Origin of the sequence: Haloarcula salina (genome assembly GCF_049603855.1) — an archaeon.
GTDB lineage: Archaea > Halobacteriota > Halobacteria > Halobacteriales > Haloarculaceae > Haloarcula > Haloarcula salina_A.
Genome location: NZ_CP187146.1, coordinates 3023195 through 3039058 on the forward strand (window position 1 = coordinate 3023195; position 15864 = coordinate 3039058).

The 15864-nt window shown below is 65.9% G+C and carries 15 protein-coding genes and 2 tRNA genes; 10 read left to right on the plus strand and 7 right to left on the minus strand.

Going from position 1 to position 15864, the window contains the following annotated elements; translation table 11 throughout:
* Positions 1-32: 32 nt before the first annotated feature.
* The 5 genes from ACOZ4I_RS15350 to ACOZ4I_RS15370 all read left to right on the plus strand — a co-directional run bounded on the left by ACOZ4I_RS15350 (position 33) and on the right by ACOZ4I_RS15370 (position 5200).
* Positions 33-106 (plus strand) — tRNA-Val (locus tag ACOZ4I_RS15350).
* A gap of 643 nt (positions 107-749) precedes the next feature.
* Positions 750-823: transfer RNA gene (locus ACOZ4I_RS15355), tRNA-Phe, on the plus strand.
* A gap of 395 nt (positions 824-1218) precedes the next feature.
* The gene (locus ACOZ4I_RS15360) at positions 1219-3960 is read left to right on the plus strand and encodes a UvrD-helicase domain-containing protein (RefSeq protein ID WP_424001065.1); all 2742 of its coding nucleotides are present in this window, start codon (positions 1219-1221) and stop codon (positions 3958-3960) included.
* Between the two features lie 319 nt (positions 3961-4279).
* Positions 4280-4849 (plus strand): hypothetical protein, encoded by a 570-nt coding sequence (locus tag ACOZ4I_RS15365; protein WP_424001067.1) that lies wholly within the window; start codon positions 4280-4282, stop codon positions 4847-4849.
* A gap of 105 nt (positions 4850-4954) precedes the next feature.
* The gene (locus ACOZ4I_RS15370) at positions 4955-5200 is read left to right on the plus strand and encodes a hypothetical protein (protein ID WP_424001069.1); all 246 of its coding nucleotides are present in this window, start codon (positions 4955-4957) and stop codon (positions 5198-5200) included.
* A gap of 56 nt (positions 5201-5256) precedes the next feature.
* Here the strand turns inward: ACOZ4I_RS15370 and ACOZ4I_RS15375 are convergent, their stop codons facing one another.
* Positions 5257-5928, minus strand: a complete 672-nt coding sequence (locus ACOZ4I_RS15375; RefSeq protein WP_424001071.1) for a class I SAM-dependent methyltransferase — start codon at positions 5926-5928, stop codon at positions 5257-5259.
* A gap of 164 nt (positions 5929-6092) precedes the next feature.
* Positions 6093-6563 carry an Hsp20/alpha crystallin family protein gene (locus ACOZ4I_RS15380; protein WP_424001073.1) on the minus strand — a complete coding sequence of 157 codons (471 nt, stop codon included), beginning with the start codon at positions 6561-6563 and terminating at the stop codon, positions 6093-6095.
* Between the two features lie 259 nt (positions 6564-6822).
* On the opposite strand from ACOZ4I_RS15380, the gene ACOZ4I_RS15385 reads away from it, so the two are divergent.
* Together ACOZ4I_RS15385 and ACOZ4I_RS15390 are read left to right on the plus strand one after the other, a co-directional pair.
* Positions 6823-9840 carry an FAD-binding and (Fe-S)-binding domain-containing protein gene (locus tag ACOZ4I_RS15385; RefSeq protein WP_424001075.1) on the plus strand — a complete coding sequence of 1006 codons (3018 nt, stop codon included), beginning with the start codon at positions 6823-6825 and terminating at the stop codon, positions 9838-9840.
* Positions 9841-9912: 72 nt separating this feature from the next.
* A complete protein-coding gene (locus ACOZ4I_RS15390; RefSeq protein WP_424001077.1) occupies positions 9913-11328 on the plus strand; it encodes an FAD-dependent oxidoreductase in 1416 nt (471 codons plus the stop codon).
* Here the strand turns inward: ACOZ4I_RS15390 and ACOZ4I_RS15395 are convergent, their stop codons facing one another.
* The gene (locus ACOZ4I_RS15395) at positions 11329-11835 is read right to left on the minus strand and encodes a hypothetical protein (protein ID WP_424001079.1); all 507 of its coding nucleotides are present in this window, start codon (positions 11833-11835) and stop codon (positions 11329-11331) included.
* Between the two features lie 52 nt (positions 11836-11887).
* On the minus strand, positions 11888-13078 hold the full coding sequence (locus ACOZ4I_RS15400; RefSeq protein ID WP_424001081.1) for an ATP-binding protein: 1191 nt from the start codon (positions 13076-13078) through the stop codon (positions 11888-11890).
* A gap of 210 nt (positions 13079-13288) precedes the next feature.
* Between ACOZ4I_RS15400 and ACOZ4I_RS15405 the strand changes: the two genes are divergently transcribed.
* On the plus strand, positions 13289-13483 hold the full coding sequence (locus ACOZ4I_RS15405; RefSeq protein WP_004515390.1) for a cold-shock protein: 195 nt from the start codon (positions 13289-13291) through the stop codon (positions 13481-13483).
* A gap of 2 nt (positions 13484-13485) precedes the next feature.
* Positions 13486-13680: a cold-shock protein gene (locus ACOZ4I_RS15410; RefSeq protein ID WP_049981782.1), complete on the plus strand. Its 195-nt coding sequence runs from the start codon at positions 13486-13488 to the stop codon at positions 13678-13680.
* A gap of 71 nt (positions 13681-13751) precedes the next feature.
* Here the strand turns inward: ACOZ4I_RS15410 and ACOZ4I_RS15415 are convergent, their stop codons facing one another.
* From ACOZ4I_RS15415 to ACOZ4I_RS15425, 3 genes are all read right to left on the minus strand, one after another.
* Positions 13752-14495, minus strand: a complete 744-nt coding sequence (locus tag ACOZ4I_RS15415; RefSeq protein ID WP_424001084.1) for a DUF429 domain-containing protein — start codon at positions 14493-14495, stop codon at positions 13752-13754.
* 153 nt (positions 14496-14648) lie between these two features.
* On the minus strand, positions 14649-14834 hold the full coding sequence (locus ACOZ4I_RS15420; protein WP_162413259.1) for a hypothetical protein: 186 nt from the start codon (positions 14832-14834) through the stop codon (positions 14649-14651).
* A 41-nt stretch (positions 14835-14875) separates the two neighbouring features.
* Positions 14876-15040, minus strand: a complete 165-nt coding sequence (locus ACOZ4I_RS15425) for a hypothetical protein (protein ID WP_424001085.1) — start codon at positions 15038-15040, stop codon at positions 14876-14878.
* 75 nt (positions 15041-15115) lie between these two features.
* Between ACOZ4I_RS15425 and ACOZ4I_RS15430 the strand changes: the two genes are divergently transcribed.
* Positions 15116-15823, plus strand: coding sequence for a sugar phosphate nucleotidyltransferase (locus tag ACOZ4I_RS15430; RefSeq protein WP_424001087.1), 708 nt, complete (start codon positions 15116-15118; stop codon positions 15821-15823).
* Positions 15824-15864 lie beyond the last annotated feature (41 nt).

A 15864-nucleotide genomic window follows, 5' to 3' on the forward strand; every position in this document is an offset into this window, starting at 1 on the left:
GTTATTCCTGCCGATGGGAAACGGTGAAATGCGGGTCCGTGGTCTAGTTGGTTATGACGTGGCCTTTACAAGGCCGAGGCCGGTGGTTCGAATCCGCCCGGACCCATTCTGCGACGAACGGACGTGAGGAGCGAATGGGCCACGGATTCGAACTCCGAGAGACGCGCGCAGCGAAGTGAGCACGTCTGTCGACAGTTCGAATCCGCCCGGACCCACTTCTGACACCGACTGCGACGAGTGCAACGAGGAGCCAGCGGTGTCTGTGTGGGAGATGGTGATTCGAGCCCTGGAAGACGAACGTAGTGAGTCTTCCTTCGGTTCGAATCCGCCCGGACCCATCGATTCTATCGCGAACGCTCCGTGAGCGATGAATCCGCCCGAACAGACTCCCGACACGAGTGCGACGACACATCGAGGAGCCAGCGGCGTCCGTTCGGCGGACTGGTACTCCCAGCGGACAGTGGCCAGGTCGCGAGCGTCGTGTCTGTCCGGCAATAGCTCCCGAAAGGCATATATCGAGTGTCGCGTTACCGCAGAGCATGATAGACGGGTCGACGTGTCCGCAGTGCAGCGGGCACGTCTCGACAGCCAATGGGACGGAGTACGAGTGCGACGACTGCGGGTCGACGTTCGACAGCGCCGACCTGTTTCTCCCGTAGCGCGTCGTGAGTGAGGCTCGTACGACGCGATAGACCGCCCGCCGGCTTTCGAAATCCTTTTTTCTACCCTCGTCCTCGCTTGGAGTGCGCGCCGCCTTAGCTCAGACTGGGAGAGCACTCGACTGAAGATCGAGCTGTCCCCGGTTCAAATCCGGGAGGCGGCATTTCTGCTACGAACCATACCGTGAGCAGCAGAAATCCAATCGGGTGAGTTTGAGCCACGGTCTCGCAGTCAAGCAGGCAGAGTGAGCGGCGGCGGCGCAAAATCGCCATAAGTCGGCAGGTAAAGTAGCCATTGAAATTCAATACACACCTAATCGCACGACTGCAGCGCGATCGATATATAAATCGTTTCAATTGTTACGAGAGCATCAGACCCCACGGGACAGATTTGTGTGGTGGTTCGCGAGGTGGTAGTTGTCTTTTAACTGCTCCAGTGGCCGTAATCGGTGATCCGATCAATCATCGTGCGATCGTATTCGAATCGCAACGGGGGGATCCGTCCGTACACCTCCAGCCCATCCGGACGTTTATATCTGCAGCATAGTATTGGTGAATAATGGACCGTGGAAGGGACTCTATTACCCCAGTAGAGAGACAGACACCACTCAGACGGTCGCTTCTTCGCTTCTTTCCGAATATCATACTTCGCTACTGGTTCGGCGATCCCTCAGAGCAGCGGCAAGCGTTCGAATCTCAGTTGAATGATATCGAGAAAGACATCAATAGTCTGATCGCGGAGCGAAACGCGGTACTCAACGGCGAGCAGTACCTGACGACCACGGAACAACGCCGGTTTCGTACCGACATACAAGCAGTTACCAGCGAGTACGAGGACATTCGATCGGAATCATGGCCGTTCCGGTATTCGGATGAGGACATCAAGCGACTGTCAGAGGTACGGTCGGCGTTGCAATCGATTGGCCGCCAAGTAGAGGACTACAACGCCGAGTTCGTTGAACGGCAGGTGAAACGCTATGATGACCTGTTCACAGATATCGACGATGACGGAAATGGTCTGAACCGTGAGCAACGGAGGGCTGTCGTCAGAAACGACGCATACAACCAGGTCATTGCCGGCGCAGGGACCGGCAAGACGCTCGTTCTCACCCATCGGATCGCGTACCTGATCGAGCGCGGCGTCGAGCCGGATCGCATCGCGGCGATCACGCTCACGAACAACGCCGCCGACGAAATCACGGATCGTCTCGCCGAGCGATTCGACATCACGGATGTCAACGTGAAAACGATTCACAAGTTCGCGACGGATATCGCTCACGTGGATCGGACCGGCCACGTCGATGTCCTCAACAATGATCAGCGGAAGAACATTGTCAAGCAAGTGATTCGCGAAAAGACCGGCGACAGCGGAAGTGACTTCGCCTGGCACTACCGGCAGTTCTTGACCAACTACGAGACGACGGCCTCCGACCTCGAAGGCTACGAGTCCGAGGAGGATTACATTCGGGAACGTGCCGAACTGGACTACAAGACGATCGCGGGGGAAGAAGTAGCCTCCCGCGCAGAGAAGACCATCGCCGATTTCCTGTTCACCCACGGCGTGGACTACCAGTACGAGGCAATCGCCGGCTGGGCGAACACCGCCGAAGACAAGGGAGGCTACTACCCGGATTTCTACCTCCCCGAGTACGACCTCTACATCGAACACTGGGGAATCGACGAAGCCGGAGAGGTGGCGCCGTGGTTCTCGTGGTCGGCCGAAAAGTACCTTGAGAAACTCCACTGGGCTCGCAGTGAGTTCGCTGGCACCGAGCACTCGCTGGTCGAGACCTACGACTTCGAGCACTGGGCGGGTCAACTGGAACGGGCTCTCGAGCATCGACTCGCTCACCACGGTGTCGCGCTCGATCCGATGGACATCGACGAGCTGGTCGAGTACGTCCTTGACGAGCACAACGAGAAACGTCAGATTGTGGAGCAGTTCTCGAAATTCTTGGCCAACGCGGCTACGTTTCGAACGACGCCGAAGCAGATCTTGGAGCGGCTCTCGCGATCAAACCCGCGCGAGTACCACTTCGGCGTGTGCGGTGCGATGCTCCTCACGGAGTACGAACTAAAGAAGGCACAGAACGACCAGATCGATTTCGTCGACATGATCTACAACGCCGTCGAGGCCGTCGAGGAGCAACCCAAGCGCTTCCAGAGCCTGTACGATCACCTACTCGTCGACGAGTTTCAAGATGTCTCGATCAGTCAGATAGAGTTGCTTCAGACGCTGACCGACGACGAGGACGCGCCCAACCTATTCTGCGTTGGCGACGACTGGCAGAGCATTTACGCGTTCCGTGGGGCGGTCGTCGAGTACTTCGTCGACTTCGAGGAGTACTTCGGCCCGGCAGCAATCACTGAACTCCGGGAGACCTACCGGTGTCCGGAGACGGTGCTATCCGCTAGCACCGACCTCATCGCGAACAATCCCGAGCAGATCGAAAAGGATCCCGACGCCTACAACGGACGCGACACCACGCCCCGGCTCCACGCGCTTGACGCCGACGATGACTGGAAATACGTCCACCGGGTCGGCAAGTACGCCGCAGACCTCGTCGAAGAGTACACCGCTGGCAAGAGCGAGCCGAAAGACGTGATGATCCTCTCGCGATACGACAGCGGTGCCAACTTCGTCAACCAGGTGAAAGACGAACTCGAGAACCGTAACATCCCGTACGATGGCAAACAAGATACATTTCGTCCGGGTCGCGCCCCGCCAGCCGATAGCGATGCGGACGGCGGGGGCGTCTCGGTATTCTCCGCCCACCAGGCGAAGGGCCGAGAGGCACCACACGTCATCTTGCTCCATGTCGGAGAGGGCGAGAACGGATTCTCACCCGACGTCCGAAACGATGAACTCCAAAACGTCGTTCGAGACATCCCGGCTAACACAGCGGCCGAGGAGCGGCGGCTCTTCTACGTTGCACTAACGCGCTCGAAGGAGACGCTCGACCTCCTGACGCGTGTCGGGAAGGAATCGCCGTTTCTCGACGAGATCGACGACCACGTCGAATCAATCGCACCCCTCTCAAATCCCGGCGCAGTCGGCGACCATCTGACGATCACCGCGCAGGTCACTCAGCTCTGGGAGGACACGCACGAGTCTCAAGACCAAGCAGGATTGCTCAAGGACGCGACGGGGCGGATCAAGTTCGTCGCCTGGCAACGGACCGATCCGCCGACGGTTGAGGAGGGTACGTGGTACGAATTAACGGATGTCAAGGTCGCGGAATTCGACGGCAGTCGGGAACTCCACTTTACTGACGGAACGAGAGTTTCGGCGCTGGGTTGAGAAGCCGATTTACTGTGGTTTCGGACCGAGATACCGGAGAGTTCCCCAGAGATTCTGTGTGGAATCCACCGGCGGGAATGAGATGCGACCGACGGCCGACGACTCTCGAACAGGGGGCACGAAGCGACCCCGGTCGGGCCGAACGATCACTCCAGATATCGGTGAGTCGAATGTCCGGCAGGAGGGTCGCGTGAGCAGTCGGTTTCAGACCGGGCCGTCTCGGTCCCGACGAGCAAGGGAGTCCGTGCTGGAGAGCATCACGAACGCACACGGGCGATCCACCGCTGTCGGAACAGGTACTTCCGTGGTGGCGAGTAGCATGAGTATGGCAGAGGAGTCAGCACACGAGCAGATGGAGCGTCGCGCAGCGCTGACCGACGAACTTGAAACCGTACGGGCCGAACGGGATTCGGTCGAAGCGTCGGTACGGGACCGTCTCGGCGACGCGATCGAAGAGGCGACCGCCGATGCTGGCACGAACGTCGGTAGTCTCGGGCAATCGAAGGACGGCAAGCGGTTTCGGTTCGAGGCGCGACTGGACAGGGCGGCGCTCGTGGCGGCGGTGACCGAGGCGTTGCCGGAGGGGTTTGTCGTCTCCCACGTCAATACCGACGGGACGCTGAGCGTAGACTGGACCGGTGACAGCACCACGCCATCGAAACGGGAGCATGGGGCCATCCTGAAGGCCATCATCGCCGAAGAAACCGAAATCGACAGCGATGGCTTCATCGAATCCGTCGCCAGCCGTGATCGGGTGCTCTCGCGGGCTGTCGAGCTGGGCGTCGACGAGGCGGACGCGGCCGACCGCCTCGCACGACTGGCGACGCTGGACGTGGTAGATCTCGCGGAAGATGGAGTGTATCCTGACGAGAACTTCTCGCGGTACTGACGGGCACCAGCGGATGCCGACTGGCAAAAGATATCAGATTATCGAGCACAACAGGGGGACGGAACCGACGTTTATTACTTGGTCCGGCCGCTTGTGTCGTCTGAAATGTCAGTTCTATCGACAGAAGACGAAGGGAAGTTCCTGATGGACGCACAGGGCGAGCAGATCGGCATCGTGACGGAAGTCGATCCGAAGGCGCAGATCGCCTACGTCGAGCCGGAACCGAACCTCACCGAGGCATGGATCCAGGGGCTCGGATTCGGTGACGCCGACGAAGACGACATCGAGGTGGCCGGCGACGCCATCGAGACGATCACGGACACGGAACTGCGCGTGGCCGTCGACCTGTAGCGAAGCCCGACAATCCCGCCGCCAGAGCCGCGAGACGGCCGACGTGAACTGCCGCGTCAATTCGTTGGGGGGACTTCGCCCACGGCGAACGTCCACCACTTGACGAACTGCGTGCGTTCGTAGAGGTCGAGGAGTCGGGCCGAGCGGTCGGACTCAGAGATGCTCGCGAGCATGAGCGGGGAGCCGAGCGTCTGCGAGTGGACGAGATCGAATGCCGCTTCGACGAGGTCGGTGACGGCGGTCTCCGAGAGGTGGCCGTAGATGTCGGTGTCCTCGTCGAGCGCGCCGAGGCGGAACGCCGCGCCTTTGGTGAGCCGACGGTACAGCCCCGGGGTCCCTTCGAGCAGGGCGAGTCGGCCGCCGGGACGCAGGACGCGGGCGGCCTCGGCGACGATTCGCTCGCGGTCTTCAGGAGGGACGTGGTGGAGGAACCGACGGCCGATGACGGCGTCGAAGCTGTCGTCGTCGAAGGGGAGCGAGCGGGCGTCGCCGGCCAGTGCCGGTTTCCGAACGGTCTTGGCGTTCGACGGCCACCCTTCCAGGCCGATGTCCGCACGCGGGTGCATGTGCTGGCCGAACGCGAGTTCGAGCGTGCGACCGGCGGGCAATCGGTCCGCGATGAGCCGGTCGTGGCGCTGGTAGATCCGCTCCAGGAGCGGGTGTTGCTGTACGTCGCGTGGTCGCTCCACGATCGCGCCGTCCTGAACGTCCCACGTGGCTTCGGACATACCAGTCAGTCTCGTCAGTTCCGACGAGACCTGTTGTCTTTCTTATATCCTCGGTAAGAATCGGGAGGCAGCGGACTTAACAAGGAATTCACGATACCGTCGTGTCGATTAGCGATGAGATAAGTGTGCGAAGCGGATGCCGGATCGGCGAAACGGCGGCGCGATCACTCGATGTCGATCCGGTGGCTGTCGTCCGTCTCGTCGGCGGCGACCGGGAGCGTGATTTCGAGGACGCCGTTGTGGTACGAGGCCGAGATCTCGTCTTCGAGGACGGATTGGGGGAAGGACAGGCGTTCGTCGACCCGCCGACTGCGGCGGCTGGCGACGTTGTCGTGCTCCTCGCTGACCTCGCTCTCGCCGTGGATGGCGAGGACGCCGTCGTCGAAGCGAATCGAGAGGTCGTCCTTCTCGAAGCCCGGGAGGTCGGCCATCACGACGAAGCCCGCGTCGGTCTCCTCGACGTCGACGTTGGTGTCGACGGTGTGTCGGCCGCTGCCGTCGTTCCAGCCACCGGCGCGTCGCGCCGGCAGACCCGACGCGGCGTCACCGCCCATTCGGGCGTCGTCCCACATGGAACGGCGCGCCTGTTCGAAGAATCGGTACATGTTCTCGAAGGGGTCATGTCGGGTCGTCATAACACCATAATATAGGCTAGTATCGATATTAACCGTTGCGAGAACAGTGCTATCACTGCCTGAGACGGACATTTAGGGATTTCGCGGTCGACGCTACGGCGGGGCCGGGCGGAAGCGGCGAACCGCGTTCGCGCCGGGACAGTGCGGCGTGGTACCCCGTAACGGAACTATTTTGTCGGCCGTGGAACTAGCCGGGACAGAGACCCGACGAGTGCCCGGCGGCGCGGCCGGGCGGAGAGAGCGAGGGTCGAGACACACCATGGCAACCGACTCCGGCACCCGGGCCGACCCCGCGGCCGACGAGGCATCGAACTACGACTACCGGAACGACAGCGTCGCCCGATCGGGCCTCGTCGACGACCTGGACTCACGGATCGAGGGGGAAGTCCGCTTCGACGAGTACTCCAGACAGCTGTACGCCACGGACGCGAGCATCTACGAGGCGCTGCCCATCGGCGTCGTCTTCCCGCGCTCGACGGCGGACGTGTCGGCAGTCGTCACCTACTGCGCCGAGCGCGAGATTCCGGTCCTGCCCCGCGGCGGCGGGACGAGCCTCGCCGGCCAGACCGTCAACGAGGCCGTCGTGCTGGACTTCTCGCGGCACATGACCGACCTCGTATCGTTTCGCCCGGAGGAACGGCGGGCGCGGGCCCAGCCGGGCATCAAACTGGGCGATCTGAACGCCGAACTCGAATCCGAGGGCCTGAAGTTCGCCCCCGACCCTGCCTGGGGCGACAAGAGCGCGCTGGGCGGGGCCATCGGGAACAACTCCACCGGCGCGCACTCCCTCCAGTACGGCAAGACCGACGCGTACGTCGAGGAGTGCGAGGTCGTCCTCGCGGACGGGACTGTCACCACCTTCGGCGAGGTGACCCGCGAGGAACTGCGCGAGCGGGCCGACTCGGACGGCGACCTCGAGGCCCGCATCTACGCCGAAGTCGAGCGCGTCCTCGCCGAGGAGGGCGAGGAGATCAGGAGCCGGTACCCAGACCTCAAGCGCAACGTCTCGGGGTACAACCTCGACTGGCTGGTCGACGACGCCGCGGACGGCACGCTCAACCTCGCTTCCCTGCTGGCCGGCAGCGAGGGGACGCTGGCCGTCGTCACCGAGGCCGAGGTGTCCCTCGAACCGATTCCCGAGACGAAGTCGATGGCGCTGCTGGCCTACGAAGACCTCATCGCGGCCATGGAAGACGTCTCGGACATCCTCGAACACGACCCGGCGGCCGTCGAGGTCCTCGACGACGTGCTCATCGACCTCGCGCGGGACACCGCGGAGTTCGAGGACGTGGTCGAGATGCTCCCCGAGGGGACGCGGGCGGTCCTCATCGTGGAGTTCTACGCCGACGACGACGCGGCTGGCGAGGAGACGGTCGCCGACCTGCTGGCCGATCGGACGGCCGGCGTCGGGACCGTCGCCGATCCGACCGAGGGCGGCCCGGTCGCCGACGCGCCGGTGCGGGCCTTCGACGCGATGGAGGCCCACGACGAGGCGACGCGGACGAAGTTCTGGAAGCTCCGCAAGTCCGGTCTCCCCATCCTGCTCTCGCGGACGAGCGACGCGAAACACGCCGCGTTCGTCGAGGACACCGCCATCCCGCCGGAGAACCTCCCGGAGTACGTCGCGGACTTCCAGGAGATTCTCGAGGACCACGACACCTTCGCCTCGTTCTACGCCCACGCCGGGCCGGGCGTGCTCCACATCCGCCCGCTCGTCGACACGAAGACCGTCGACGGGGTCGCACAGATGGAGTCTATCGCCGACGCGGTGACCGACCTCGTCGTCAAGTACGGCGGGAGCGTCTCGGGCGAGCACGGGGACGGCCGCGCCCGCACGCAGTGGAACAGGAAGCTCTACGGCGAGAGCATCTGGGAGACGTTCCGCGGCCTGAAGTCGGCGTTCGACCCGGACTGGATACTCAACCCCGGACAGGTCTGTGGCGACGTGGACATGACCGAACACCTCCGGTTCGATCCCGACTACGAGTTCGACGCGGGCTTCGACCCCGCGCTGGAGTGGGACAACGAGAACGGGATGCAGGGGATGGTCGAACTCTGTCACGGCTGTGGCGGCTGTCGCGGCCCGCAGGAGACCACCGGCGGCGTGATGTGTCCGACCTACCGCGCCGCCGAGGAGGAGATCACCGCGACCCGGGGCCGTGCGAACATGCTCCGACAGGCGATGAGCGGCGACCTGCCCGAGGACCCCACCGACGAGGAGTTCATGCACGAGGTGCTGGACCTCTGTATCGGCTGCAAGGGCTGTGCGAAGGACTGTCCGAGCGAGGTCGACATGGCGAAGCTCAAGGCCGAGGTGACTCACGCTCACCACCAGGAGCACGGCTCCAGCCTGCGGGACCGCCTGTTCGCGAACGTCGACCTGCTGGCGAGCCTCGGGAGTTCGTTCGCGCCGCTGTCGAACCTCGCGACGAAGGTCCCCGGCGCGCGGACCGTGCTGGCGAAGGCGGTCGGGATCGCCCCCGAGCGGACGCTCCCGAGCTTCGAGCGCGAGACGCTCCGGGACTGGTTCGACGAGCGCGGCCCGCAGGTCCCAGCGGACGAGGCCGAGCGCAAGGCTATGCTGTTCCCCGACACGTACACGAACTACAGCCACCCCGAGGTCGGCAAGGCGGCCGTCCGGGTGCTCGAAGCCGCCGGCGTCCACGTCGCGCTGGCCGACCGGACCGACAGCGGTCGGCCCGCCCACTCGAAGGGCTTTCTCGACCAGTCCCGGGAGACTGCCGCTGCGAACGTCGACGCGCTCGTCCCGGCGGTCGAGGACGGCTGGGACGTGGTCCTCGTCGAACCGAGCGACGCCGTGATGTTCCAGTCGGACTACCGCGACCTGCTCTCGGGACCCGACGTGGAGACGCTGGCCGCGAACGCCTACGGCGTCTGCGAGTACCTCGACGCCTTCCGGCTGGACGCGGGCGTCGACTGGGAGGCCGGGCGCGAGACGCTGACCTACCACGGCCACTGCCACCAGAAGGCGACGAAGAAGGACCACCACGCCGTCGGCGTGCTCCGGCGGGCCGGCTACGAGGTCGACCCGCTCGACTCCGGGTGTTGCGGCATGGCCGGCTCCTTCGGCTACGAGGCCGAGCACTTCTCGATGAGCCGGGCCATCGGCGACATCCTGTTCGACCAGATCGGCGACAGCCGCGGCGAGACGGTCGTCGCGCCCGGGGCGTCCTGTCGCACCCAACTGGAGGACTGGGAGGAAAGCGACGGCGAACCGCCTCACCCGGTGGAGAAGCTGGCGGCGGCGCTGGCCTGAGAGGGCACACGGCGCTGGGGCTCACCCCCACGTAACTCAACAGTTAGGTGACGGGAAGTCGGACGGTACCACATGCCAGACCCATTCGTCGTGGTCGGCGGCGACGCCGCCGGGCTGAGCGCGGCCAGCAAGTTCGCCCGCGAGCGACCGGAGCGCGACGTGCTCGTCTTCGAGAAGGGCGCGTGGATCTCCTACGCCCACTGCGGGACGCCCTACTACGTGAAAGGCGAGGTCGAGCGCCTGACGGACCTGCTCTCGCTGTCGCCCGAAGACGCCCAAGAGCGGGGCATCGACCTCCGCCGACGCCACGAAGTCACGGCCGTCGACCCCGACGCGAAGGCGGTCACGGTCGAACACGACGGCGAGACGACGCGCCAGCCCTACGGGGACCTGCTCGTGGCGACCGGCGCACACGCCGTGACGGGGCCGATTCCCGGTTCGGACCTCGACGGCGTGTTCACCCTGCACGGACTGGACTCGGCGGCGGCCATCCGCGCGTACCTCGCGGACCCGGACGACGACGACATCGCGGACGTCGAAGAGGTCGACCGTCCGCTGATCGAGCGCTACGCCGACCGGATGCCGCCGGAGCGCGTCGCCATCGTCGGCGGCGGCTACGTCGGCGTCGAGATGGCGGAGGCCTTCCGCGCTCGCGGACTCGAAACGCACCTGTTCCAGCGCCCCGAGCAAGTTCTCCCGCCGTTCGGCGAGGCGGTCGGCGAGCGCGCGGCCGACCACCTCCGCGACCGGGGAGTCCATCTCCACCTGGACACGAGTGTCGAGCGACTGGTCGGTGACGACCACGTGACGGCCGTCGCCCACGAGGGCGGCACGACGGGCGTCGACGCGGTGCTCGTGGGCATCGGTATCCGACCGAACACCGACCTGCTCTCGGAGACTGGGGTCGAACTCGGCGACTCCGGCGCGGTCGCGACCGACGACTACGGCCGGACGACCGTCGAGGGCATCTACGCCGCCGGCGACTGCGCCGAGATGCGCCACGCCGTGACGGGCGAGTCGGCGTGGGTCCCGCTCGGGCTGACGGCCAACCGCGCCGGCCGCGCCATCGGCCAGACGGTCGCCGGCGACCCGGAACCGGTCGGGGACATCGCCGGAACGGCGGTCGTCAAGGCGTTCGACCTGGAATGCGGACGAACCGGTGTTCTCGACCACAAGGAGGCACGCGAGGCAGGTTTCGAGCCCGTCTCGGAGACCATCACCGCCGGCTCGCGGTCGGGCTACTACCCCGGCGGCGACGAGACGACCGTGACGCTGACCGCCGACGCGGAGACCGGGCGGCTCCTCGGCGGGGCCATCGCCGGCCGCGACCGGGCGGCCATCCGCATCGACACGCTGGCGACGGCGCTCGAAAGCGACCTCACCGTCGCGGAACTCGAACGCCTCGACCTGGCGTACGCGCCGCCGTTCAGCCCGGTCTGGGACCCGGTACTGGTCGCGGCGAAGGTCCTCCGGGGCTCGCTCGACTGACTACCGGGACGCCGCGGTGGCGACACCGACGGTCTGGCCGACGAGCGCGAGCGCGATACCGGCGACCAGGAGGCGCGTCTCGGCCGGGAACAGCGCGACCGCGTAGACCACGGCACCGAGGGCGCTCAGGCCCGCGGCGGCGGTGTAGACCCGGTCGGACTCGGCGACGTGCTTTCCGGTGAAAAAGAGGCCGACGGCGGGGACGGCCATCCAACCCAGTATCGTGACGGTGAGGAACGGGTCCCGGACCTGCACGACGAGCAGGCCGACGATGCCACCGACCGTCAACACGAGGCCCACGAGCAGGATATCGCGCCAGATTCGGAGGACGCCCGACGCCATCTCGTCCCAGGAGCGGGCGGTAAAGCCCGCGACGACGAGGGCGACGACGACGTGGAAGACGAGGACTCCCCGACCGGGGACCCTGTCGAAGTGCGCGAGGGCCACGAGCGCCCAGGCGAGCGGCACGAGGACGGCCGGGCCCTGGGTCTGCAAGCGACGGAGCATACCACCGACTGTTCGCTCCAGCGTCAAGAAGTGTCGGTCGTGTGAACTCCCCTCACGATCGCGGGAGCGTCACCACGAAGTGCGCACCGCGCATCTCGGCGGGGCACGGCGACCGCCCCGAGTCGTCCGCGAGGCGGACCTCGCCGTCGAAGCTGTCAACCAGCGTCTCGACGAGGTGGAGCCCGCCGCCGTGGGTCTCGCCCGCCCGCGCCTCGAAAATCGTGTTACGCTTGTCGTGCGGAACGCCCGGGCCGTCGTCGCAGACGTGAATCTCGACGGCGTCGGCGGTCACCTCGATCCCGACGACCACCGGTGGGCGGTCGTCGCGGTCCGCGAGCACGGCGTCGGCTTCCGATGTCCGCGAACTGTCGGTCGACGCGCCGGTCCGCTCTCGCGCGGCCGCTCGGTCGGGTCGGTCGGTCGCCGCGGCACCGTGCTCGACCGCGTTCTCGACGAGGTTCCAGATGACGGGACGGACGGCGTCGTTTGCACGCACCGTCGCCCCGTCCGGCCCCCTGACGTCGATGGGCACGTCGCGCGTTCGCTGGATCCGGTCGACCACCTCTCCGGTGACAGCCACCACGTCGACCGGTTCGAACGTCGCGTCGCCGGCCAGCGTCTCGGCGACCGCCCCGGCGTTGTCGATGAGCCTGTCGAGTTCCGTCACCTGTTCGCGGATCGCCTCCACGGCGTTCCGGGCATCGGTGGACTCGAGCTGCCGGTGCAGGATCGACGCCCGCCCGTCGATGACGAGCAGTCCGTTCGCGAGGTCGTGGCGGAGCAGGTCGTTGACGAACGACAGCGTCCCAGCCGTTCGGACCGCGCGCTCGGCGTCCTGGCGGGCCTGTATCGCGAAGTAGCCGGCGACGAGGCCGGCGACCGCGCCCGCCTCCACCGAGAGTAGCGTGACGAACACCGGTTCGGCGACCGTTCCGCCCTCAAACTGCCGTATTACCACGCTCAGACCGATGAGCGTCCCGATGGACGCGCTGCCGACGACGCTCCAGACGAACACCGTCCAGATCTGTTCTCCCGGCGTCGCGGTCTTGACGAGCCGGTACCCGCCGTAGACCAGTGCCAGCGGGAGGACGCCGTCCAGCGCGAGCGCGAGCATCGGCCCGCCGAGTCGGCCCAGCTGTCTGGCCTCGATCCCGAGGTGCCAGCCGACGGCGACGACGACGAGCACGAGCCCGTAGCTGGCCAGCAGCCAGGGAGCGAGTCGGGCTCGTGCGTTCGCGTCCATATGGACAATCGTTGTCGATAACTCGGGAAGTGGATTTGGTTAGTGAGTCACTAATGCGGCGGCTGGCACGCGGGCTGGAGCGACAGACGCGAGGGCCACTGCGACACTGTATGGGCCGAAGGCGGCGTCTGTCCGCCGAGTTGGGCCGTCGAGCGGCACGGTACGCGTACCGACACTGTTATCCGTGGTGCTGGTCTCTGTTCGGTTGCAATGGCGAAAGGAACGGTTGATTTCTTCAACGACACTGGCGGTTACGGTTTCATCGACACTGAGGACGCGGACGAGGACGTCTTCTTCCACATGGAAGACATCGGCGGCCCGGACCTCGAGGAAGGACAGGAGCTCGAATTCGACATCGAGCAGGCGGACAAGGGTCCGCGCGCGAACAACGTCACACGGCTCTAACAATGGCGACAGGCACTGTCGACTTCTTCAACGACACGGGCGGGTACGGCTTCATCGAGACCGAAGATGCGGACGAGGACGTCTTCTTCCACATGGAAGACGTCGGCGGCCCTGACCTCGAAGAGGGGCAGGAAGTCGAGTTCGACATCGAGCAGGCGGACAAGGGTCCGCGCGCGACCAACCTCACGCGGCTGTAAGACGGCCTTCTGTCTACAGTCCAGCATCATTACACTCCGACGAGCAACGGCCGTGCCGACGGTCGCCGACGTTACGCACCGTCCAGCGGCGACGCCGCGCGATAGACGATCTCCATCGGCAGCCCCACGGCGTCGGTCGGGGGGTCCGGCGGGAGCGTCCGCAGGTCGCCGTCGCCCGGACAGGCGGTGTACGCGAGCGCGACGGCGTCGAGCACGTCGGCGACGGACACGTCCGCGTCGCCGGTCGACTCGGCGGCCTTCTGGACCGTCGGCGCGGCGTCGCGGTCGTAGCGCGCCAGCGTCCGCATCCGCTCGGCGTAGCCAGCGGCCGTCTCCCGCGAGAATTCGAGCGGGTCGCCGGCGAGGGCCCGGAAGCAGACTTCCGGGTGTGACTCGCGGACGACCGCGGCGGCCTCGGGTAGTTCCTGGAGGAGGTCGTCGAGACGCGCGATCCCCTCGCTGCGGTCGAAGGCCCGTTCGGTGAGCGTCTGCCCGCTCTTGCGCCGGTGGACGCGGTCAGCCGTCGAGTAGCGCTGCTTCCGGGTCGCCTCCCTGACCGGGGGCGAGACCAGCGTCCCGGCCCGATCGCCCAGCACCGAGCGCGCGACGGCGTCACAGCGCCGCGTCGGGTCGCCCGACTCCACGAGGCCGATCGGCACGTCGACGAGGAGTCGGCGCGCCCGCTCCTCGTAGCGCGACCAGCAGGCCCCGACGCCGTCGAACGTCTCGGCGTGGTCGAAGCCGTCGCCGGTGAACGCGACGGCGAGCCAGACGTCCCCGCACCACTCGACGCCGACGTACAGCGATTCCACCATTAGTTCCACTGGGCGCGACGGACGCAAAAGTGTACCCCGAGGTGTCGTTTCGGCGAACGGATTCGAGGGGGCGTGACAGGGAGTCCCCCTCCCGGCGCAGTACCCGGTAAACGGCGACTACGGACCCGTCATCGACCGCCTACTCGTCCGGGACTACGTATCGCCGAACTTCGTGAGTTCCTGCAGCGCCACGAGGCGGTGTTCGATGGTCGGTTTGGTGTAGCCGGCGGACTCCTCGGACACGCCGCTCGTGTACACGAGCACCTTCTGCTGGAGCACGTGCGGGACGCCGTCGTTGTTGCGGATGATGTCGACCGACTGCCAGGCCTCGTCTTCCATGCGAGTACCTCACATCCTACGGCCACCTGGCTCTTTCCCCGTCACCCGTCCGAGCCGACGAACACCGTTCGGAGGCGGTCCCCGCAGTCGGGACAACACAGCGTCTGCCACTGGGTTCGGTCGAGGTCGCCCAGCGTCTCCCGGCGAATCGCGTCGTCGGCCGTCACCGAGCGGCCGCAGGTCTCGCAGTCGAACTGCTCGGGCATGTCGGGCCCTACGCATGCCGCGCCCAAAACTCGAACGCCCACAGGCATTTCCCCGGGCCGGCCGTCTCGGCGTGCATGGACGGAGTCGTCCTCGCCGCCGGCGAGGGAACGCGGATGCGCCCGCTCACCGACGACACGCCGAAGGGCCTCGTCGAAGTCGCCGGCGAACCGCTGCTGACGCACTGCTTCGAGGCGCTTCTGTCGGTCGGCGTCGACCGACTTGTCGTGGTCGTGGGTTATCGCGGCGACGACATCGTCGCCCGCTACGGGGAGCGCTACCGCGACGCACCGATCGAGTACGTCCGCCAGGAAGAGCGACTGGGGCTGGCCCACGCGCTCGAACGGGCCGCTCCGGCCGTCGAGGGCGCGTTCGTCGCCATGAACGGCGACAACGTCTGTCGGGCGAACCTCCGCGAGGTAGTCGCGCGCCACCGCGAGACCGACGCCAGCGCGACGCTACTGGTCGAAGAAGTCAGTCGCGAGGAGGCCAGTCAGACTGGCGTGGTGACGACCGACGACGCGGGCCGCGTGACAGGGCTGGTCGAGAAGCCCGACGACCCGCCGTCGACGCTGGTCTCGCGGGGCTTCTACGCGTTCGATCCGGCTATCGGCCACGCCTGTGCGCTGACACAGCCGTCCGAGCGCGGCGAGTACGAACTCCCGACCGCGATCGACCTGCTCCTGACGGCTGGCCACCACGTCGAGGCCGTCGAACTGGACGGCTGGTGTCACAACGTCAACGAACCCGACGACGTGGCGGCCGTCGAGGAGCGGCTGATCTGACCCGCCCGACCGAACACGGAAGCCCCTGTGGGCCGTTGTGA